Genomic DNA, 19,692 nt, shown 5'->3' with positions numbered 1-19,692 from the left:
GTGTTGCCTCCCGTCCCTAGGCTGTGATGCGCGGGGTTTGCCCCGCGCGCGATCATTTGATCTTCACTTTTTAGAGGCTCGCCTGCCCCGCGGCAATCGCTCACTTTGACCTGGATCAAGAAAATGAGCGTAAAGACGGGGTTTTGCGGGGCAGGCGCTGCGTCATTCCGACGCAGGTATCTTGTTACTTGACCACCGAAGCCAGGTAGGCGGCGACGTCTTCGCCACCGCGGCGCAGCTTGAAGGTCATCTTCGACTTGGCCTTGTCGCCGGTGATCTCGTCGAGGAACTTGGTCGGGTCCTTGACGTATTCGGCAACCTTCGCCTCGTCCCAGACGAGGCCCTTCTCGGCGGCTTCCTGGATGCCCTTGCCGTAACGGAACCCTTCCTCGCTGGCGGCCGGGCGGCCGATCACGCCGTAGAGGTTCGGGCCGACCTTGCCGCCCTTGACGATCGCGGTGCCGTCATCGGCGATGATCGAGTGGCAGGCCTTGCACTTCTTGAACTCTTTCTCCCCCTTGGCCGCGTCGCCGGCGGCGAAGGCCGGCGAGGCCAGAGCCAGCACGGTCAGGGCCGTGAGCGCGTGCTTTTTCATAATCCGTCAACTCCTCTTGTTCGCTTTGTGAGCGGTTGCGCGGCCGTGACCATAGGGAAATCCGTTCCGAATGTAAGGGCGGGTTATGTCGCAGGTTGGCTGTCTTCTGATCGCAATGGCGTGAACACGTCCTCGAAAGTGTCGCGCAGGGCGAGGTCGACATCCTCGAGCGTCACCGGCAGGCCGAGGTCGACCAGGCTGGTGACGCCATGCTCGCGGATGCCGCAGGGCACGATGCCGTCGAAATGGCTCAGATCGGGTTCGACATTGATCGCGATGCCGTGGAAGCTGATCCAGCGCCGCAGCTTGATGCCGATGGCGGCGATCTTGTCCTCGCGCGGGCTGCCGTCGGCCATCGGCGGCTTGTCGGGCCGTGTCACCCAGACGCCGACGCGGTCGGGCCGGACCTCTCCGACGACGTTGAAGCGCGCCAGCGCGGCGATGATCCAGCTTTCCAGCCCGTGGACGAACTTGCGCACGTCGCGGCCGCGGCGGTTGAGGTCGAGCATGACATAGGCGACGCGCTGGCCCGGGCCGTGATAGGTGTACTGGCCGCCGCGGCCGGCGCTGTAGACCGGAAACCGGTCCGGCGCGGTCAGGTCGGCGGGCCGGGCCGAGGTGCCGGCGGTGTAGAGCGGCGGATGCTCGAGCAGCCAGATCGCCTCATCGGCCTCGCCGGCGGCGATTCGCGCCACCCGCTCCTCCATCGCCGCGAGGGCTGTCTCATAGGGCACATAGCCCGGCCAGTTGCGCCATTCGACCATCGATTTCGGTCCCTTCTTTCCGCCGCTTCCGGCGTCTGCGGCAATTCCCCGCGCGCAGGACGCGCCGGTCATGCTACAGTCGTTCCATATTCTGCGAAATGCATTTGGGGGAGAGATGTGATGTTCCCGAAGAGAATTGCAACCAGCTGCCTGCTGGCGGCCCTGGCGGTCAGCCCGGCGCAGAAGGTGGCGGCCGGCGGCGGCGACGCCATCGTCGGCGGGGTGATCGGCGGCATCATCGGCGGCGCCATCGTCAACGAGGCCAACAAGAACAAGCAGCGGCGCACGACGACGCGCAGCACGACCTACTATTCGGCCGCGCGGGCGCAGAATCGCGAGGTCCAGGTGGCGCTGAACTATTTCGGCTTTCCCGCCGGCACGCCCGACGGGGTGCTCGGCCACCGCTCGCGCGCCGCGATCGCCGATTACCAGGCTTTCCTTGGCTACCCGGCCACCGGCCACCTGACCGTCTATGAACGCGACGTGCTGGTGACCTCCTACCATCGCGGCATCGCCGGCGGCGCGCTGACCACCCAGCAGGCGGCCGCCAACCCGATGGGGATGCGCGGCGTGCTGCTGAGCTATCGCGACGACATGGCGGGGATGCCGGCGCAGCCCAACCTGGGCATGGGCGACGAGATGGCCTCGGCGCCGCAGACGGTCGATCCCTTCGCCGCCCCCGAAACCGGCGCGTCCACGCAGGTGGCCGAGCCGAGCCCGGCGCCGGAACCGGCCGCGCCGGTCAGGTCGGGCCTGCCCAATTTCATGGCCAGCAGCCGGCAGGCTTCGCTCGCCTCGCACTGCAACAAGGTCAGCCTGCAGACCAGTTCCAACGGCGGCTTCACCACCGCGGCGACGATGACGGACGCCGATTTCGCGCTCAACGAGCAGTTCTGCCTCGCCCGGACCTACGCGATCTCGCAGGGCGAGGATCTCGCGGCCAAGGTCCAGGGCTTCACCCCGCAGCAGATCGCCGAGCAGTGCAACAGCTTCGGCCCGGCGATGAAGGACGAGATCGCGGCGCTGTCGCTCAAGCCGCGCGACGAGGTGCTGCGGATGGTGTCGGATTTCGCCCAGGGCACCGGCATGGCGCCGGACCAGCTTGCCGCGACCGCCAAGATCTGCCTCTCGGTCGGCTACCGCACCGACAACATGGATGTGGCGATCGGCTCGGCGCTGCTGCTCTCGGCGCTCGGCGACGCCGCCTATTCCGAGCTGCTCGGCCATCACCTGGCCGAAGGCTTCGGCGCCGCCAGGCGTCCCGATCTCGCGCTCGCCTGGTACCAGCAGGCGCTCGACGCGCTCGGCTCGGGGGCGCGGGCCGCCTTCGTGCCCGGCCAGCCGGACCGCGCCGAGCTGATTCGCAAGGCCGCCTACATGGCGGCGGGCAAGCCCGGCGCCTCGGCCGCGCCGGCCAAGCTGCCCGCCTTCGGCATGCCGAAGACGCAGAAGGTCGCCACCGATCCCGCCGCCGATCCCGCCACCGGCGCGACGGCGGTGCCGGCGATGGAGTAGCCCGGCAGGCCCGCAGACGGGGTCCGCACGGGCCCCGCAGGCCTTTTCATCTTCACCCAAATATCCCGGGGGTCCGGGGGCAGCGCCCCCGGCCTCCGTTCCCGGCCGTCACCATGTCGCAGCCCGCGAGGGCACGATGTGAAAAATCCGCTTCACAACCCCGGGACGGTGCGCTAAGAGGCGGCGCACCAAGCCAAGACAGTGCGGTCGTGGCGGAATTGGTAGACGCGCAGCGTTGAGGTCGCTGTGGGGTAACTCCCGTGAAGGTTCGAGTCCTTTCGACCGCACCACTCTTCTCCGCCCAGGCGGGCCGGTAGAACGAGGGCCGCCCCAGGCGGTCGCGGGGCGGATGCGAAGTTCCGGCAATTCCAGGTAGATAGCGCGGCCACACTTTCGCGCGAGGTTGCGCGTCCCCGGCCCGGGACGGAGCGTGGAACGCCGGAGAAATGCCGCGGCGGGCTGCCGCGAAATTCAGCCAATTCTCCCGGAAAACGCTATGCGGGTGCCGCATTGGCCACCAGAAGCGGCGGATTCTGACCATTTTTCCCGCATTTTTTGGGCAATGCCTCATTCACCGACAAGCCGGTTGCAATGCCGGTCCGCTTTCGGTTTAGTCGGGCCGGAACCAAGCGCAGCATCGCTGACGCAATCATAAGTGCAGCCAAGCTGCCGCGACATACGGGGAGATCAGAGTGGGAAACCACAACGACGCATTCGTCGAATTCGACCGTGTGCAGAAAAGCTATCGTGTGCAGAAAAGCTATGACGGGGAAACGCTCGTCGTTAAGGATCTGAACCTCCAGATCGGCAAGGGTGAGTTCCTTACCATGCTGGGGCCCTCGGGCTCGGGCAAGACCACCTGCCTGATGATGCTGGCGGGCTTCGAGACCGCCACCCATGGCGAGATCAAGCTCGACGGCCGGCCGATCAACTCGGTGCCGCCGCACAAGCGCGGCATCGGCATGGTGTTCCAGAACTACGCGCTTTTCCCGCACATGACCGTGGCCGAGAACCTTGCCTTCCCGCTGGAAGTGCGCGGCATGGGCAAGTCCGAACGCGAGGCCAAGATCAAGCGGGCGCTGGAAATGGTCCAGATGGGCGCCTTCGGCAACCGCCGGCCGGCCCAGCTCTCGGGCGGTCAGCAGCAGCGTATCGCGCTGGCCCGCGCCCTGGTCTTCGATCCGTCTCTGGTGCTGATGGACGAGCCTCTGGGCGCGCTCGACAAGCAGCTGCGCGAGCATATGCAGTTCGAGATCAAGCACCTGCACGAGACGCTGGGCATCACCGTGGTCTACGTCACCCACGACCAGTCCGAGGCGCTGACCATGTCGGACCGGATCGCGGTATTCAACGACGGCCGCATCCAGCAGCTGGCGCCGCCGGCGACGCTCTACGAAAGCCCGGAAAACAGCTTCGTGGCGCAGTTCATCGGCGAGAACAACAAGCTGCCCGGCACCGTCGAAGAGATTGCCGAAGGCCGTGCCACGGTGAAGCTCGATACCGGCGAGATCATCGACGCGACCGCGGTCAACGTCCAGTCGAAGGGCCAGAAGACCCTGGTCTCGATCCGGCCCGAGCGGGTCGAATACCGGCCGGAAATGCTGCCCGAGGGCGCCCATACGATCGACGCCGAAGTGCTCGAGTTCATCTATATGGGCGACATTTTCCGCACCCGCCTGCGGGTCGCCGGCAGCGACGAGTTCGTCATCAAGAACCGCAATACCCAGGGCCAGGAACGCCTGGTTCCGGGGCAGACGGTCAAGATCGGCTGGGCGCCGCAGGACGCGCGGGCGCTCGACCCGATGTGAGGCGCAGGGCCATTCCGGGGGGCCTTGCCGGGCCTCGTTCCGGGATGGCCGACAGGTAGAAAAGTCCAACTGGGAGACTACAAATGAAGAAAATGCTCATTCTGACCACCGCGCTGACGGCCGGCCTCGCCGTCGCCGCCCATGCCGAGGAGATCAACGTCGTCTCCTGGGGTGGCGCTTACGGCAAGAGCCAGGTCGAGGCCTATGACAAGCCGTTCACGGCGAAGACCGGCATCAAGGTCAACATGATCGACGCCAGCAACCCGGCGACCCCGATCAAGGCCCAGGTCGAGGCCAAGAACGTCACCACCGACGTGGCGGACGTCGAGTATTCCGACGCGGTGCGGATGTGCGACGAAGGCCTGATCGTCCCGATCGATCCGAAGATGCTGCCGGCCGCCCCCGACGGCACCCCGGCCTCGGAAGACTTCATCCCCGGCGCCATCACCGACTGCGCCGTGGCCTCGATCGTGTGGTCGACCGTCTACGCCTACGACACCACCAAGTTCACCGGCGACAACGTGCCGAAGACCATCGACGACTTCTTCAACGTCAAGAAGTTCCCGGGCAAGCGCGGCATGCGCAAGACCGCCAAGGCGAACCTGGAAATGGCTCTGATGGCCGACGGCGTGAAGCCGGCCGACGTCTACAAGGTGCTGTCGACCCCGGAAGGCGTGGACCGCGCGTTCAAGAAGCTCGACTCGATCAAGAAGGATGTCGTCTGGTGGGATGCCGGCGCCCAGCCGCCGCAGCTGCTGGCTGATGGCGAAGTGTCGATGACCACCGCCTATAACGGCCGCATCTTCAACGCCGCCGTCGGCGAGGGCAAGCCGTTCAAGATCGTCTGGGACGGCCAGGTTCTCGACTTCGACCTGTTCGTGGTGCCGAAGGGCGCGCCGCACGAGAAGGCCGCGATGCAATACATCGCCTTCGCGACCGACACCCAGCGCCTGGCCGACCAGGCCAAGTGGATCGCCTACGGTCCGGCCCGCAAGAGCTCGAGCGCCCTTGTCGGCAAGTACAAGGACGGCAAGACCGACATGGCGCCGCACATGCCGACCGCGCCGGCCAACATGACCAACGCGCTGGTCAACAGCTACGAGTTCTGGGCCGACAACGGCGACCAGCTCAACGAACGCTTCAACGCCTGGCTGGCGTCGAACTGAGCGTGACCTGATCGGGCGGCGCGGCACGGCCGCGCCGCCCTTTCCTCTTTCCCAAAGACAAAGAACTGCAACACGGGGGCAGGCATGACGGATGCGACCGCAGAGGTAACCGGGCCGCTGGTCACGGCAGACGGACGGCCGCTAAAGGCGGCACTGGCCCGGGCGCAGGCGCGGGCCAAGTGGCGCGCCTTCGGCCTCGTCTTCCCACTGCTGCTGTTCGTCCTGCTGACCTTCGTGGTGCCGATCGGCGGCATCCTGTGGCAGTCGGTCCATAACGACGCCTTCACGGCCAACATGCCGCGCATGGTGGCTTGGTTCCAGGCCAACCCGCAGGGGACCGAGCCGGACGAGGCCGCCTACACCGCGCTGGTCGAGGATCTCAAGGCCGCCTACAAGGACCATACGGCGGGCAAGATCGGCACGCGGGTGAACTACGAGATGTCGGGCACCCGGTCGCTCTTCACCAAGACGGCGCGCCATGCCAAGCGGCTCGAACCGCCCTACAAGGAGGCGGTGCTGAAGGTCGACAAGGACTGGGCCAATCCCGCCCTGTGGGAGGCGATGCGCCAGGTCGCCCCGGCTGTGACCGAGAACTTCTACCTCGCCGCGATCGACAAGACCCACAATGCCGAGGGCAAGATCGTCGACGTTCCGAAGAACCGGCAGATCTATGTCAAGCTGTTCGTCAAGACGCTGCTGCTGTCGGCATTGATCACCTTCCTTTGCTTCCTGCTCGGCTTCCCGGTGGCGCATCTGCTGGCGGTGCTGCCGATGCGGATTTCCAACCTGCTGATGATCCTGGTTCTGCTGCCGTTCTGGACCTCGCTGCTGGTGCGGACGACGAGCTGGATCGTGCTGCTGCAGAGCGAGGGCGTGATCAACGACATCCTCGTCTCGCTGCACCTGATCGGCAACGACAACCGGCTGCAGATGATCTACAACTCGACCGGCACGGTCGTCGCGATGACCCATATCCTGCTGCCGTTCATGATCCTGCCGCTCTACTCGGTGATGCGGCCGATCCCGCCCTCCTATGTCCGCGCCGCGCGCAGTCTGGGCGCGACCTCGTGGACGGCCTTCCGCCGCATCTACTTCCCGCAGACGGTGCCCGGGATCGGCGCCGGCTCGCTGCTCGTCTTCATCCTGGCCGTGGGCTATTACATCACGCCCGCCTTGGTCGGCGGCGCCAAGGGGCAGCTGATCTCGAACCTGATCGCCTATCACATCACCAAGTCGCTGAACTGGTCGCTGGGCGCCGCGCTGGCCGCCATCCTGCTGGCCGCGATCCTGCTGCTCTATTGGCTCTACGACAAGCTGATCGGCATCGACAACCTCAAGCTCGGCTAGGAGAAACGAACCATGGCTCTGCCGATTTACGCCTCGCCGCTGGAACGCGTCTGGTACTACACGTTTCGCGTGCTCTGTGCCCTGGTCCTGCTGTTCCTGATCGCGCCGATCCTGATCATCATCCCGCTCAGCTTCAACGCCGAGCCCTACTTCACCTTCACCAAGGAGATGCTGCATTTCGACCCGGTCGGCTACTCGATGCGCTGGTACGACACGCTGCTGACCTTCGGCATGCAGGACCCGGGCGGCGAGCGTGGCTGGGCCTGGTGGGGGGATGTCTGGGAAAACGCCAAGTGGATCAATGCGGCGAAGAACTCGATCATCATCGGCTTCTTCTCGACCGTCGTCGCCACCGTGCTGGGCACCGTCGCCGCGCTGGGGCTGTCGCGGCCCGAGATGCCGTACCGTCGGGCGATCATGGCAGTGCTGATCTCGCCGATGATCGTGCCGATCATCATCACCGCGACGGGTCTGTTCTTCTTCTATTCCAAGACCGGGCTGGCGGGCACCTATGCCGGCATCGTGCTGGCCCATGCCACCCTGGGCATCCCCTTCGTCATCATCACCGTGACGGCGACGATGGTCGGCTTCGACCATTCGCTGACCCGGGCCGCGGCCAACCTGGGCGCCAACCCGACCACGACCTTCTTCAAGGTGATCATGCCGCTGATCCTGCCCGGCGTGATCTCGGGCGCGCTGTTCGCCTTCGTGACGTCCTTCGACGAAGTCGTCGTGGTGCTGTTCGTCGCCGGGCCCGACCAGCAGACCATCCCGCGCCAGATGTGGAACGGCATCCGCGAGCAGATCAGCCCGGCGATCCTGGCCGTGGCGACGATCCTGGTCGTGATCTCGATCGCGCTGCTGGCGACGGTCGAACTGCTGCGCCGGCGTTCGGAGAGGCTGCGCGGCATCACCCCGCAGTAACGCCCATTCCATCGAAGGCTACCGGCCGGCCGCTCCCTCGGGGGGCGGCCGGTTCGCTTTGGGGTGGTGCGGACCGGCGGGGCGCCTGCGCGCCGGGGGCCTTCGGCGCCGCCTCGCCACGCCCCCGCGCTGAGCCGCGGAGCGGCCGGAGAGCGGCTCAGCCGCCCAGCAGCGCCAGCCAGACCCAGGCGGTGAGGATGGCGCCGGCGGTGGCCAGCAGCACCGCCGAGGCCGCGACCCGCTTGCCCACGCCATACATGTTGGCGAAGACATAGGCGTTGACCCCCGGCGGCATCGCCGCGGTCAGCACCGCCGAGCGGAACGGGGCCTGGCCGAGGTTGAGCGCCGAGCCCATGGTCCATGTCACCACCGGGTGCAGCACCAGCGACACGGCGCAGACATAGAGGATGGTGCGCAGGTCGCCCTCGGGCCGGTAGCGATAGAGCACCCCGCCCAGCCCGAACAGGGCCGCCGGCAGGGCCGCGCGGGTCATCAGGTCGACGGCATCGGTGAGGACGCCGGGCATCGGCACGTGGCCGAGATTGACGATGAAGCCGAGGGTGATGCCGATGACGAGCGCATTGCGGAACATCGCCCGCAGCACCCGCAGCGCGGTGGCGCCGATGCTGCCGCCGGAATGGCGGGCGATCTCCATCGCGGTGATGCCGAGGGCGTAGCAATAGGGCGAGTGGATGGCGATGATGGTGTAGTTGCCGGCCAGCGCGCCCGACCCGTAGGCCCGTTCGGTGATCGGCAGCCCCAGCAGCAGACTGTTCGAGAACAGCCCGCAGAAGCCGATCGCCACACTGTCCTGCCACGGCCGCTTGAAGATGTAGCGCGCGCCCAGCAATCCGGCGAAGAAACCTGTCGTCGCCCCGGTATAGAAGCTGGCCAGCAGCCGCAGGTCGAATTCCTGCGCCAGGTCGAGCTGCGAGATGGCGCGGAACAGCAGGCAGGGGATGGCGAAATTCTGGGTGAATTTCATCAGCCCGTCGACATGCGCCTCGGCGAACCAGCCCTTCCACGACACCAGGTAACCGAAGCCGATGACGAGGAAGACGGGCAGGACGACGTCGAGGAGAGCCTCCACCTCAGACCTCGTAGCTGATGGTCATTCCATCATAGGCCGGGGTGATATGGTCGGGCGTCTCGGCCTCGAGCGTTTCGTAGTCGAGATCGATATGCATGTTGGTCAGCACCGCGCGGCGTGGCGCCGCCCGTTCGATCCAGTCCAGCGCCAGGGCGAGGTGGGCATGGGTCGGGTGCGGCTTGCGCCGCAGCGCGTCGACGACGAAGCAGTCCAGGCCTTCGAGATGCGGCCAGGCCTCGTCATAGATCTCGACCACGTCGGGCAGGTAGGCGAGGTCGGCGATCCGGAAGCCGAGCGCGTCGATCGAGCCGTGGCCGACATGGAACGGGTGCAGGCTGATCGTGCCGCCATCGCCGGTGATCTCGAACGGGCCGTGGATGGTGTGGATGTCGAGGATCGGCGGGTAGGGGCTGCCCTCGGGCTGGACGAAGGCATAGCCGAAGCGGCCCAGCAGCGCGTCCTGCGTCGCCCCGTCGGCCCAGACCGCCAGCCGGCGGCGGGTGTTGAAGACGATCTGGCGCAGATCGTCGATGCCGTGGACATGGTCGGCATGGGAATGGGTGTAGACCACCGCGTCGAGCTCGCCGACGCCGGCATCGAGCAGCTGCTCGCGCATGTCGGGCGCGGTGTCGACCAGGATGCGGGTGATGCCGTCGACGGTCTCGCGCTCGATCAGCAGCGAACAGCGCCGGCGCCGGTTCTTCGGGTTCGACGGGTCGCACGCGCCCCAGTGGCCGCCCAGACGGGGCACGCCGCCGGAGGAGCCGCTGCCGAGGATGGTGAAGGTCAGCTTGGCCATCAGGCGGCCTCCTTCCAGGCCGCGGCCTTGGCGAAGAGGCGGTCGAAATTGGCGCTGGTCCGGGCGGCGAACTCGTCGTAGCTCAGGCCGAAGACCTCGGCGCCGACCTGCGCGGTCAGGGCGGTATAGGCGGGCTCGTTGCGCTTGCCGCGATGGGGCGGCGGGGCGAGGTAGGGGCTGTCGGTCTCGACCAGCACCCGGTCGATGGGCGCGGCGGCGAAGATGTCGCGGATCTCCTGGCTCTTCTTGAAGGTCGCGATGCCGGACATCGACAGGTAGAAACCGAGATCGAGCGCCGCCTTTGCCAGTTCGGCGGAGGACGAGAAGCAGTGCATCACGCAGGGGTAGGGGCCCTGGCGGTATTCCTCGGCCAGGATCGCCGCCATGTCGTCATCGGCGGCGCGGGCATGGATGATCAGCGGCAGCCGGGTCTCGCGCGCCGCCGCGATATGGATGCGCAGGCTCTGCTTCTGCACCTCGGCGCTGTCGGCGGTGTAGTGGTAGTCGAGCCCGGTCTCGCCGATGCCGACGAATTTCGGATGCGCGGCCAGCGCGACCAGTTCGTCGACGCTCGCCATCGGCTCCTCGGCGGCGCTCATCGGGTGGGTGCCGGCGGCGTAGAAGACCGGGGCGTGGGCTTCGGCGATGGCGCGGACGCGGGGCTCGTTCTTCAGACGGGTGCAGATGGTGACCATGCGGGTCACCCCGGCCTCGGCGGCGCGGGCGATCAGCGCGTCGATCTCGCCCTCGAAATCGGGAAAGTCGAGGTGGCAGTGGCTGTCAACGATTTCGGCGGTCATGCGACTTCCGGCAATTACACGGGGCCTCAGCGCGCGGCGATGGGGGCCGCGGTCTCGTCTATCTTCAGGACCATATCAAGCACCAGGGCGGCAGGGTCAAGGTTCACCGCCCGGGCATGGCGGGCGCGGGCGCCCAGGGTCTGGTGCAGGTCGGCCCAGACGCGGCCCGCATAAGGATTGGGCGACAGCCGGGCCAGCAGCTCGGCCTCGCCCGGCGCGGCCTCGGGCGGGACGGCCCCGATGGCGCCGGCGCGGGCGAGCCGGGCCAGGAACAGCTCGATCAGGTCGAGCGTGAGGTCGAGCCGAGTTTCGGCGCCGCGGCCGGCGACGCTGTCGGCCAGGGCCAGGGCGCGGGGGCGGTCGAGCCGGGGCAGGCCCGAGAACAGGGCGACGAGGCCGGCATAGGCCTTGAGCCCCTCCATGTGGGCCAGCCGGATCGCCTCGCCGACCGAGCCGGTCGACAGTTCGGCCAGCGCCCGGGGATCGCCCTCGGGGTCGGTGCCGGCGGCGGCGAGCGCCTCGGCCATCGCCGCGGGACCGAGCGCGCCCAGCCGCAGCTCGCGGCAGCGCGAGCGGATCGTCGGCAAGAGACCCGAGGGCTGGTGGCTGACCAGCAGCAGGGTGGTGCGGGCGGGCGGTTCCTCCAGCACCTTGAGCAGGGCGTTGGCGGCCGAGGGATTCATCTCGTCGGCCGGGTCGACGATGACGACGCGGCGGCCGCCATCGGCGGCTGAGAGGCCGAAGAAGCTCTTGAGTTTGCGCACCTCGTCGACGGTGATCTGGGTCTTGAGCCGCTTGCGGTCGGCGTCCCAGGCCCGGCGCAGCACGAACAGGCGGCCCTCGGAACCGGCCGCGATGCGGCGGGCGATCGGGTTTTCCGGGGCGATGTCGAGGCTGGTCGGCGCGGGCGGGGCGTCGCCGAACAAGCCGCCGCCTTGCTCCTCGGCCGGTTCGGCCAGCAGGAAGCGGGCGATGCGCCAGGCCAGCGTCGCCTTGCCGACGCCGCGCGGTCCGGTGAGCAGCCAGCCATGATGCAGCCGGCCGGTGGTATAGGCGTTGAGGAAGGCGGCCTCGGCGGCGTCCTGGCCGATCAGCCGCGCCGTATCGCGCGGATGGGGGGCGCCTTCGATGCGGTCGGGTTCGGGGCGGGTCTCGTCGCTCATCGCGGTTCCGTCCCCTCCGGCGCGCCCAGCCGGGCCTCGGCCGTGCGGGCGACATCCGCCGCGACGGCCTCGATCGCCCGGCCGCCGTCGATCACCACGCAGCGGTCGGCGAACTGCCGTGCCAGGTCGAGAAACCCGGCCCGCATCTTGACCTGCAGTTCCTCGCCGAAGGCCTCGAAGCGTTCCTCGGTGCCCTGCCGGCCGAGCGCCCGGGACAGGCCGGTGCCGGGGTCCATGTCGATGACGAAGGTCAGGTCGGGCTCGACCCCGATCATCATCTCGTGCAGCCGGTCGACGAGGCCGCGCAGGTCGCCCCGGGTGATGCCCTGGTAGAGCCGGGTGCTGTCGGCGAAGCGGTCGGTGATCACCACCTTGCCGGCTTCCAGTGCCGGCCGGATGGTTTTTTCCACGTGGTCGCGGCGGGCGGCGGTAAACAGCAGGATCTCGGTCTCGGCCGACCAGCGGTCGGGATCGCCTTCCAGCACCAGCCGCCGGATCTCCTCGGCCCCGGGCGAGCCGCCGGGCTCGCGCGTCAGCACGACCTCGTGGCCGGCGCCGCGCAGGTGATCCGCCAGCGCCCGCGCCTGGGTCGACTTGCCAGAGCCGTCGATCCCCTCGAAGCTGATGAATTTGCCCCGGCCGTTCATCGCTCCGGCCATGTCAGAAGCTGGGCGTCTGCCCGGCCACCTTTTGCAGCAGCGACAGGGCGGCAGTCGCCAGCCGCTTGCCGAAGCCGCCCTTGGCGACGCCGGTCTCGGCCACGAGCGGTATGGTGTGGTCCTGCAGGCCGGGGGCCGAGACGATCAGCTTGGCCAGCACCTGCCCGCGCTTGACCGGTGCCGCGATCGGGCCGTCATAGACGACGCGCGCCTTGACCTGGTTGCGCCCCAGCGCCGGGATCAGCAGCCGGACATCCTCGGCCGGCACCAGGCCGACCTTGCCGGCGTTGCCCATCCAGACATTGGCCTCGGCGATGCGCTGGCCCTTCTTGGCCACCGTCTTCATGCTGAACTGGCCGAAGGCCCAGTTGATCAGCTTCTCGCCCTCGGTGCCGCGGCTGGCCTCGGTCGGCAAGCCGTTGAGCACCACCAGCACCCGACGGTCGCCGCGCTTGGCCGAACCGACAAGGCCATAGCCCGAGGCCACGGTATGACCGGTCTTCATCCCGTCGGCGCCGATGCCCAGCGTCAGCAGCGGGTTGCGGTTGAAGCGGTTGCCGGGGGCGCGGTTCTCGAAGTCGTATTCGGTCTCGCCGAAGAAGTGGTAATATTCCGGGTAGGTCTTGATGATGTGCATCGCCAGCATGGCCAGATCGCGCATGCTCATCAGGTGATCGGGGTTGGGCCAGCCCGAGGCGTTGACGAAATGCGACTTGGTCAGCCCCAGCGCCTTGGCCTCGGCATTCATCAGCTCGGCGAAGGCGGGCTCGGTCCCGGCCAGCTTCTCGGCCACGGCGACGCAGGCGTCGTTGCCGGAATTGACGATGATGCCCTGGATCAGCTGGCGGATCGTCGGCCGGTCGCCCTGCTTGAGGAACATGGTCGAGCCGCCCTGGCGGGTCAGCGCGACGGCGCGGTCCGAGACATTGGCGGTGTCGTCCATCGTCACCCGCCCGTCCTTGAGCGCCTTGAACAGCAGGTCGATGGTCATCAGCTTCGACATCGAGGCCGGCGGCATCGGCGTCTCGGCATCCTTCTCCATCAGTACGGTGCCAGTGGTGACATCGACGACATAGGCCGCCTTGGCGATCGTGTCGAAGGCCAGGGCCGGCTGGCCGAGGGCCAGGGCAAGGATGCAGGCGAGGGCGGCGAGAAGGCGGTGACGCATAAGCAAGTCGGGTCCGATCAGTCCTGTGTCATTTCGAGACGAAATAGGCATCCGAATAGCCCAGGGCCCGGACTTTCTTGAGCAATTCCGTCCGTGCGGCGGGAGTGGCGGCGGGACCGGCGACGACGCGCCAGAAGGTCTTGCCGTGGCTCCTTTCCTTCTTCACCGCGACTTGCGCCCCCGCCTTGCTGACCGCGTCGGCCGAGCGGTTGGCATTGGCCTCGATGCTGAAGATGCCGATCTGAAGGAAGTTCCGGCCGGTCGGTGCCGGTTTCGCCGCCGGCTTGGCGGCGGGCTTGGCGGCCTTGGCCTCGGCCTTGTCGATCGCGGCGCCGGCGGCGGCGGTGACCTGGTCGAGCGGCTTGGCCACGATCTTGCCGTTCGAGGCGGCGGATTTCTGCTTGGCGTCCGGCCGCGCCTGCGGCTTGGTGGTCTGCGGTTTCGCCGCGGTGGCCGGCTGCGGCGCCGGCGCTTCCTCGCGCCGCAGGGCGGTGACGCTGACCGTCGCCGGTTCGCCCGCCAGCAGGCCGAGCGCGGCGGCGGCGTCGGATGACAGCTGCAGCTTGGGCCCGGGATTGTTCAGCTCGCGCCGGAACAGCGCGCCGATGACGAACTTGCCGTTGGCCGGGTTGCGGATGATCACCCGCTCTGGATCGGTGACGCCGGGATAGGCCGCCCAGACGCCGCCGAGCGACGGCCGCCCGTCCCACAGCCCCTTGTCGGTGACCTGGAAGACGTCCGGCGCCTCGACATCGCGATCGACCAGCTTGACCGAGCTTTCCGGCTTGGTCGCCGTGCCGGAGGCATCGGCCGCAGTCGCCGTGTCGGCGCCGTCCTTGTTGAGAAAACCGAAGGGTTTGGTCCCATCCTGACAGCCGGCCAGAGCCAGCACGGCCGTCATCGCCAGGGCCAGTTTCCCGAAACTGCTACTCGTCATCCTTGCCCCCTTCTTGCGCGGCTTCGCGTCGCGCTTGTCATTCTCCCGGCCCGGCCTTTTGGCGGCCTGTCGCCGGGGTCTCCTGCCCTTTGCCGCCACGCGCGTGGCAGGCTGGGCGCATACTAGCCGCAGAGCCGGGCCAAGGAAAGGCCGCAGCGTGGCCTCGGCGGGTTTCGGCTGTGTCACATTGGCGTTCCCGCGACAGGTCCCGGCAGTGCTCCGGCTGGCGTTTCCGGGCGCGCTCCGGTGCCGGGCCGCCCGCGGGAGGCATCGGGACACTGGACCTCGATTTGCGGGCGTGATTACAAGGAGCGCCGGGCCGGGCGGCAGGGACGCGCCGGCCGACAAGGAAGCGTGGCCGAGTGGTTTAAGGCACTGGTCTTGAAAACCAGCGTGCGGGAGACCGTACCGTGGGTTCGAATCCCACCGCTTCCGCCACCACATGAGCCGGTTGAGGTCAGCGGCCTGTGGCTCGACGGCGTCACGATGACCGCCACCGCCGCAATGGGCGCAACCTGCCTGGGCCGGTTCTGCCGATGCAAGAGGGCTGAGACATGCCGCGATTCGCCGCCAACCTGACGATGATGTTCACCGAGCTGCCCTTCCTCGACCGTTTCGGCGCCGCCGCCGCGGCCGGGTTCGACGCGGTCGAATACCTGTTTCCCTACGATTTCCCGGCCGAGATCCTTGCCGAGCGGCTGCAGGCCCACGGCCTGACCCAGGCGCTGTTCAACCTGCCGCCGGGCGACTGGGCGGCGGGCGACCGCGGGTTGGCGGCGCTGCCGGACCGGGCCGCCGAGTTCCGCGCCTCGATCGCGACGGCGCTGGCCTATGCCGAGGCGACCGGGGCCGGCCGGGTGCATGTGATGAGCGGGCTGGCCGACCGCAACGACGCGGGGGCGGTGCGGGCCTATCGCGAGGCGCTGGCGCGGCTGAGCGACGCGGCGGGCGGGCAGGGGCGCGAGGTGATGATCGAGCCGATCAACCCGCGCGACATGCCGGGCTATTTCCTCGACGATTTCGATTTCGCCGCCGACCTGATCGCGGCGCTGGACCTGCCCAACCTCAAGCTGCAATTCGACATCTACCACCGCCAGATCCTTCATGGCGACGTGCTGACCGGGCTGCGGCAGATGATGCCGCTCATCGGCCATGTCCAGGTCGCCAGCGTGCCCGAGCGGCACGAGCCGGGGACCGGCGAGCTGGACGATATCCGGGTGCTGAGGGAACTCGATGCGCTGGGCTATGGCGGTTTCGTCGGCTGCGAATACCGTCCGGCGACCGGCACCGTGGCCGGGCTGGGCTGGCTGCGCGCCTTCGGCTGAACCGGGCTGCGGCACCGGGGCGCCCTTGTCCTCGGCCCGGCGCTGCGCGAGACTCCGCGCCGGCCCGAAACGTTGTGCCGGGATTTGCGGAAGAGGAGGCGGAGATGGCCAAGCGCATAGTGTTCACCGGTGGCAGCGGCAAGGCGGGGCGCCATGCCGTCCGGCATCTGCTGGGCAAGGGCTACGAGGTGCTCAACCTCGATCTCGCACCGCTCGACCTGCCCGGCGTGAACACGCTGGTCACCGACCTGACCGACAGCGGCGCGGTGTTCAACGCGCTGACCAGCCATCACGGCTTCGAGGGCTTCGACAACGGCGCGCCGCCCTCCGCCCCCGACGCGGTGGTCCATTTCGCCGCCATCCCGCGGGTGCTGATCGAGCCCGACAACGTCACCTTCCAGGCCAATGTCACCAGCACCTACAACGTCGTCGAGGCGGCGATGAAGCTGGGCGTGCGCAAGGTGATTGTTGCGTCTTCGGAAACAACCTATGGGGTCTGTTTCGCCGAGGGCGACAAGGACTACCACAGCTTCCCGCTGGAAGAGGATTACGACAGCGACCCGATGGACAGCTACGGATTGTCGAAGGTCTGCAACGAGAAGACCGCCCGTGCCTTCGCCATGCGCTACGGCGCCGATATCTACGCGCTGCGCATCGGCAACGTGATCGAGCCGCATGAATATGGCCGGTTCAAGGACTTCATCGCCGACCCGATGAGCCGCAAGCGCAACGCCTGGAGCTATATCGACGCCCGCGACCTGGGCGAGATCGTCCATCTCTGCCTGCAGAAGGACGGGCTGGGCTATCAGGTGTTCAACGCCGTCAACGATACCATCACCGCTGACATGCCGACGATGGAGTTCCTGCGCAAATACTGCCCGAACACCCCGACCAGCCGCGAGATGGGGCCCGACGAGGCGCCGATCTCGAACCGCAAGGCGCGCGAGGTGCTGGGCTTCAAGGAAGCCCATCCCTGGCGCAAATACGTCGATCTGTGACCGGCCCCGTTCGGCGGTCCGATCGGCGGTCCGGTCGGCGGCCGCGCGTCCCGGCCGCGATCGGCGTCGATTTCGAAGTCTTCGCCGGTGCCCCTGCCTGACCGTGGCGCCGGCCCCTTGAACCGAAGGAGACCCAAATGCATCCCGCTCTCGCCAAAGGCAATGTCGCCATCGTCACCGGCGGTGCCTCGGGCATCGGCCTTGCCGCCGCCCGCCATCTCGCCGCGCTCGGCCTGCGCGTCTGCATCGCCGATCTGCCCGGGCCGATGCTCGATGCCGCCGCGGCCGAGCTGACCGCCGCCGGCGCCGCCGAGGCCGACGTGATGACCGTGGCCACCGATGTCTCCGACCGTGCCCAGCTGACCGCGCTGGCCGAGGCGGTCGAGGCTGCCTTCGGTCCGGTCAACCTGTTGATGAACAATGCCGGCATGCAGCCCGGCAGCTCGATCTTCGACGAAGAGGGCAACTGGGACCGGATCCTCGAGGTCAACATGGGTGGCATCATCCGCGGCAGCCAGATTTTCGCGCCGCGGATGATTGCCTCGGGTGCCCCCGGCCTGATCGTCAATACCGGTTCGAAACAGGGCATCACCACGCCGCCGGGCGACCCGGCCTACAACGTCTCGAAAGCCGGCGTGAAAGCCTTCACCGAGGCGCTGCAGCACGATCTGCGCAACCGCCCCGGCTGCCAGGTCGAGGCGCGGCTGTTCATCCCCGGCTTCGTCTTCACCCCGCTGACAGCGAACGGCCGCAGCGAGAAGCCGGCTGGTGCCTGGACGCCGGAGCAGGTGGTCGATTTCCTGTTCGAGGCGATCGAGCGCGGCGATTTCTACATCCTCTGCCCGGACAACGACGTCGACCGCAAGACCGACGAGAAGCGCATCCTCTGGGCCGCCGGCGACATTACCGAGAACCGCCCGCCGCTGTCGCGCTGGCATCCCGAGTATGGCGAGGCCTTCAGGGAATGGCTCAAGGCGTGACGACGCGGTGACGTGATCCCGCCGCGCCGCCACCGTTCCGGGCCCGTGACGCTCGGCCGCCCCGTCGGGCAGGCAGCTTGTGACGCAGACCGCTCGTGGCGCAGACCATTGCCTTCCGGTTCGCGGCCGGTCAGCTTCGACCGGGACACGGCGCGCAAACGGCTATCGCCGCGGGAGATGAGGCCAGCCTGCCCGGTGCGCCAAGGGGCGCACCGGGCCTTAGCGGCGGCTGGTGCGCGTCCTGCCGTCGCGGCTTTCGTCAACGGCCTCTGGACGCCCGAAGTGGCTCCAGCGCGGGGCATCGGGCTGGCGCCGGTCGAGGCTGACGATCGGCGCCTTCAGCGCCTCGGCATGCCGCGTGATGCGGTTCAACCGGGCATCGGCGTCGACGAGGAACGCATCCAGATGATCGGCGATCGGGGCGATGCCGTCGCCCTCGCCCCGCAGCCGCGCATGTTCGGCCCGGCAGGTGGTGCGGACAGAGGAGAGCCCCGAGACCAGCGCCCGCAAATCGGCGTCGATTGCCGGAAGCCGCCGGCCCGCCCGGATCACCGCCGCCAGCGACTTGCTTGCCTTTTCGCGATAGGCGAGCTTCTGGATCGCCAGCCAGGCGACCTCGATATCCGGGTTGAACTTGCCCGGCGCCGCCTCGACCCCGTCGCATTGCACCACCGCCTCGTCCTGGATCCGCGCGGTGCAATGCAGAAAGATCGCCGTATGCAGCAGTTTCTGCCAGGTCGCGGTCAGGGATCGGCCGTCGCTGAAGACGGCTTGCAGGCGGTCGAGTATCCCGGCCGCCTGGGCGCAGTGGTCGTGCGAGGCCGCGGTGATCGGGCCGCCCCCGGGCTCCAGCCGCGCGGCGGCGATGCGCAGGCTCGCCGGCCCCTGGTAGACCGTGGCGAGATCGTCGAGCAGCGCCGCGATCTCGCGGTCGATCAGCCCGAGGCGGTTTTCGATGCGGCACATGTTGACCAGCGCCTCGTCCCGCGGCTGGCCCAGGCCGGCGTCGCGCGCGGCGACCTCCTTGGCCGCGGCATGGGCCATGAAGGCCTCGTAGCTGTCGAAGCCGCGCCGCGCCAGCCGATCGAGCAGCATCGCCGCGCCGGCCTCGGGCGAAAAGCCGCTCTCCTCGGCCGCATGCACCGCCGCATAATCGGCGCGTACCTGGTCGAAGACGGGCGAGCTGGGCTTGATCCGGACCGACAGATAGCCGTCCTCGATCGGCGTCACCGTCGCGAAGACCCAGTAATACAGCCCGTCCGCCGTGCTGTTCTTGATATAGACGCCGACCGGCTGCCCCTGCTTGATGCGCTGCCACATCAGGTAGAACAGCCCGCGCGGCGTGTCGCGGTGGCGGATGATGCGATGCGGTGCGCCCACCAGCCGGTCCCAGTCGAGCGCGGCGACGCGCTGGAACACGTCATTGCCCGACTGGATGACGCCGCGCTCATCCGTCCGCGAGTAGAACAGTTCGTGCAGGCCGAAAGGCGCCTCTCCTGACGAGGGGCGCCGCGTTCTGAATGAAATGTCTTCCAACGAAAATCCGCCTGTTTACTGGGCCGGCAAACAATTCCGCCGGCCTTACCACCGCCCCCACGCAGTTCGTCCTCACATGAGATGTCGCGCGGGTTAAGAAAAGGTTAAGCCTTGGCGT

Annotated in this window: 18 protein-coding genes and 2 tRNA genes; 10 read left to right on the top strand and 10 right to left on the bottom strand. The window is 68.0% G+C overall.

Translation table 11 applies throughout. From position 1 onward, the window contains the following. Positions 1–184 precede the first annotated feature (184 nt). The gene (locus tag ACFOES_RS16750; RefSeq protein WP_377834512.1) at positions 185–595 is read right to left on the bottom strand and encodes a c-type cytochrome; all 411 of its coding nucleotides are present in this window, start codon (positions 593–595) and stop codon (positions 185–187) included. Positions 596–678: 83 nt separating this feature from the next. Continuing rightward, entirely contained in the window at positions 679–1,359 is a 681-nt protein-coding gene (gene lipB, locus ACFOES_RS16745; RefSeq protein WP_377834511.1) for a lipoyl(octanoyl) transferase LipB, read from the bottom strand. Between the two features lie 120 nt (positions 1,360–1,479). On the opposite strand from lipB, the gene ACFOES_RS16740 reads away from it, so the two are divergent. From ACFOES_RS16740 to ACFOES_RS16715, 6 genes are all read left to right on the top strand, one after another. Beyond that, positions 1,480–2,874 (top strand): peptidoglycan-binding domain-containing protein, encoded by a 1,395-nt coding sequence (locus ACFOES_RS16740; protein WP_377834510.1) that lies wholly within the window; start codon positions 1,480–1,482, stop codon positions 2,872–2,874. Between the two features lie 203 nt (positions 2,875–3,077). Further along, a tRNA-Leu gene (locus ACFOES_RS16735) sits at positions 3,078–3,164 on the top strand. Between the two features lie 402 nt (positions 3,165–3,566). Further along, on the top strand, positions 3,567–4,682 hold the full coding sequence (locus ACFOES_RS16730; protein WP_377834509.1) for an ABC transporter ATP-binding protein: 1,116 nt from the start codon (positions 3,567–3,569) through the stop codon (positions 4,680–4,682). An 83-nt stretch (positions 4,683–4,765) separates the two neighbouring features. Further along, a complete protein-coding gene (locus tag ACFOES_RS16725; RefSeq protein ID WP_377834508.1) occupies positions 4,766–5,848 on the top strand; it encodes an ABC transporter substrate-binding protein in 1,083 nt (360 codons plus the stop codon). Positions 5,849–5,932: 84 nt separating this feature from the next. Beyond that, on the top strand, positions 5,933–7,195 hold the full coding sequence (locus tag ACFOES_RS16720; protein WP_377834507.1) for an ABC transporter permease: 1,263 nt from the start codon (positions 5,933–5,935) through the stop codon (positions 7,193–7,195). A gap of 12 nt (positions 7,196–7,207) precedes the next feature. After that, on the top strand, positions 7,208–8,119 hold the full coding sequence (locus ACFOES_RS16715) for an ABC transporter permease (protein ID WP_377834506.1): 912 nt from the start codon (positions 7,208–7,210) through the stop codon (positions 8,117–8,119). Positions 8,120–8,276: 157 nt separating this feature from the next. Here the strand turns inward: ACFOES_RS16715 and ACFOES_RS16710 are convergent, their stop codons facing one another. From ACFOES_RS16710 to ACFOES_RS16680, 7 genes are read right to left on the bottom strand one after another with little or no spacing between them, the layout of a single operon-like run. Next, positions 8,277–9,209: an AEC family transporter gene (locus ACFOES_RS16710; protein WP_377834505.1), complete on the bottom strand. Its 933-nt coding sequence runs from the start codon at positions 9,207–9,209 to the stop codon at positions 8,277–8,279. Position 9,210: 1 nt separating this feature from the next. Beyond that, positions 9,211–10,008: an MBL fold metallo-hydrolase gene (locus tag ACFOES_RS16705; protein ID WP_377834504.1), complete on the bottom strand. Its 798-nt coding sequence runs from the start codon at positions 10,006–10,008 to the stop codon at positions 9,211–9,213. Continuing rightward, positions 10,008–10,808 (bottom strand): TatD family hydrolase, encoded by an 801-nt coding sequence (locus tag ACFOES_RS16700; RefSeq protein ID WP_377834503.1) that lies wholly within the window; start codon positions 10,806–10,808, stop codon positions 10,008–10,010. The genes ACFOES_RS16705 and ACFOES_RS16700 overlap by 1 nt, the downstream gene beginning before the upstream one ends. Positions 10,809–10,834: 26 nt before the next feature. After that, the gene (locus ACFOES_RS16695; protein ID WP_377834502.1) at positions 10,835–11,971 is read right to left on the bottom strand and encodes a DNA polymerase III subunit delta'; all 1,137 of its coding nucleotides are present in this window, start codon (positions 11,969–11,971) and stop codon (positions 10,835–10,837) included. Continuing rightward, positions 11,968–12,618: a dTMP kinase gene (gene tmk / locus ACFOES_RS16690; RefSeq protein ID WP_377834630.1), complete on the bottom strand. Its 651-nt coding sequence runs from the start codon at positions 12,616–12,618 to the stop codon at positions 11,968–11,970. Before tmk ends, ACFOES_RS16695 begins: the two co-directional genes overlap by 4 nt. A gap of 13 nt (positions 12,619–12,631) precedes the next feature. Beyond that, on the bottom strand, positions 12,632–13,798 hold the full coding sequence (locus ACFOES_RS16685) for a D-alanyl-D-alanine carboxypeptidase family protein (RefSeq protein ID WP_377834501.1): 1,167 nt from the start codon (positions 13,796–13,798) through the stop codon (positions 12,632–12,634). A 28-nt stretch (positions 13,799–13,826) separates the two neighbouring features. Next, a complete protein-coding gene (locus ACFOES_RS16680) occupies positions 13,827–14,735 on the bottom strand; it encodes an SPOR domain-containing protein (protein WP_377834500.1) in 909 nt (302 codons plus the stop codon). A 348-nt stretch (positions 14,736–15,083) separates the two neighbouring features. Here ACFOES_RS16680 and ACFOES_RS16675 point away from each other — a divergent pair. The 4 genes from ACFOES_RS16675 to ACFOES_RS16660 all read left to right on the top strand — a co-directional run bounded on the left by ACFOES_RS16675 (position 15,084) and on the right by ACFOES_RS16660 (position 18,038). Continuing rightward, positions 15,084–15,173, top strand: a tRNA-Ser gene (locus tag ACFOES_RS16675). 116 nt (positions 15,174–15,289) lie between these two features. Further along, on the top strand, positions 15,290–16,060 hold the full coding sequence (gene otnI / locus ACFOES_RS16670; protein ID WP_377834499.1) for a 2-oxo-tetronate isomerase: 771 nt from the start codon (positions 15,290–15,292) through the stop codon (positions 16,058–16,060). Positions 16,061–16,164: 104 nt separating this feature from the next. Further along, the gene (locus ACFOES_RS16665) at positions 16,165–17,058 is read left to right on the top strand and encodes an NAD-dependent epimerase/dehydratase family protein (RefSeq protein WP_377834498.1); all 894 of its coding nucleotides are present in this window, start codon (positions 16,165–16,167) and stop codon (positions 17,056–17,058) included. Positions 17,059–17,195: 137 nt separating this feature from the next. After that, positions 17,196–18,038 (top strand): SDR family NAD(P)-dependent oxidoreductase, encoded by an 843-nt coding sequence (locus ACFOES_RS16660; RefSeq protein WP_377834497.1) that lies wholly within the window; start codon positions 17,196–17,198, stop codon positions 18,036–18,038. 219 nt (positions 18,039–18,257) lie between these two features. Here ACFOES_RS16660 and ACFOES_RS16655 read toward each other — a convergent pair whose 3' ends face one another. Beyond that, positions 18,258–19,574, bottom strand: a complete 1,317-nt coding sequence (locus ACFOES_RS16655; protein ID WP_377834496.1) for a chemotaxis protein — start codon at positions 19,572–19,574, stop codon at positions 18,258–18,260. Positions 19,575–19,692 lie beyond the last annotated feature (118 nt).

Source organism: Acidimangrovimonas pyrenivorans, assembly GCF_042643245.1.
GTDB classification, from domain to species: Bacteria; Pseudomonadota; Alphaproteobacteria; order Rhodobacterales; family Rhodobacteraceae; genus Acidimangrovimonas; species Acidimangrovimonas pyrenivorans.
This window is presented reverse-complemented; position numbering and strand designations above follow the sequence as displayed.

What these genes read in the sequence shown, in the direction of transcription:
- ACFOES_RS16685 (WP_377834501.1), bottom strand. Translation starts at nt 13,798, where the DNA reads ATGCGTCACCGCCTTCTCGCCGCCCTCGCCTGCATCCTTGCCCTGGCC.
- ACFOES_RS16720 (WP_377834507.1), top strand. Translation starts at nt 5,933, where the DNA reads ATGACGGATGCGACCGCAGAGGTAACCGGGCCGCTGGTCACGGCAGAC.
- tmk (WP_377834630.1), bottom strand. Translation starts at nt 12,618, where the DNA reads ATGAACGGCCGGGGCAAATTCATCAGCTTCGAGGGGATCGACGGCTCT.
- lipB (WP_377834511.1), bottom strand. Translation starts at nt 1,359, where the DNA reads ATGGTCGAATGGCGCAACTGGCCGGGCTATGTGCCCTATGAGACAGCC.
- ACFOES_RS16725 (WP_377834508.1), top strand. Translation starts at nt 4,766, where the DNA reads ATGAAGAAAATGCTCATTCTGACCACCGCGCTGACGGCCGGCCTCGCC.
- ACFOES_RS16750 (WP_377834512.1), bottom strand. Translation starts at nt 595, where the DNA reads ATGAAAAAGCACGCGCTCACGGCCCTGACCGTGCTGGCTCTGGCCTCG.
- ACFOES_RS16700 (WP_377834503.1), bottom strand. Translation starts at nt 10,808, where the DNA reads ATGACCGCCGAAATCGTTGACAGCCACTGCCACCTCGACTTTCCCGAT.
- ACFOES_RS16705 (WP_377834504.1), bottom strand. Translation starts at nt 10,008, where the DNA reads ATGGCCAAGCTGACCTTCACCATCCTCGGCAGCGGCTCCTCCGGCGGC.
- ACFOES_RS16715 (WP_377834506.1), top strand. Translation starts at nt 7,208, where the DNA reads ATGGCTCTGCCGATTTACGCCTCGCCGCTGGAACGCGTCTGGTACTAC.
- ACFOES_RS16740 (WP_377834510.1), top strand. Translation starts at nt 1,480, where the DNA reads ATGTTCCCGAAGAGAATTGCAACCAGCTGCCTGCTGGCGGCCCTGGCG.
- ACFOES_RS16660 (WP_377834497.1), top strand. Translation starts at nt 17,196, where the DNA reads ATGCATCCCGCTCTCGCCAAAGGCAATGTCGCCATCGTCACCGGCGGT.
- ACFOES_RS16695 (WP_377834502.1), bottom strand. Translation starts at nt 11,971, where the DNA reads ATGAGCGACGAGACCCGCCCCGAACCCGACCGCATCGAAGGCGCCCCC.
- ACFOES_RS16680 (WP_377834500.1), bottom strand. Translation starts at nt 14,735, where the DNA reads ATGACGAGTAGCAGTTTCGGGAAACTGGCCCTGGCGATGACGGCCGTG.
- otnI (WP_377834499.1), top strand. Translation starts at nt 15,290, where the DNA reads ATGCCGCGATTCGCCGCCAACCTGACGATGATGTTCACCGAGCTGCCC.
- ACFOES_RS16665 (WP_377834498.1), top strand. Translation starts at nt 16,165, where the DNA reads ATGGCCAAGCGCATAGTGTTCACCGGTGGCAGCGGCAAGGCGGGGCGC.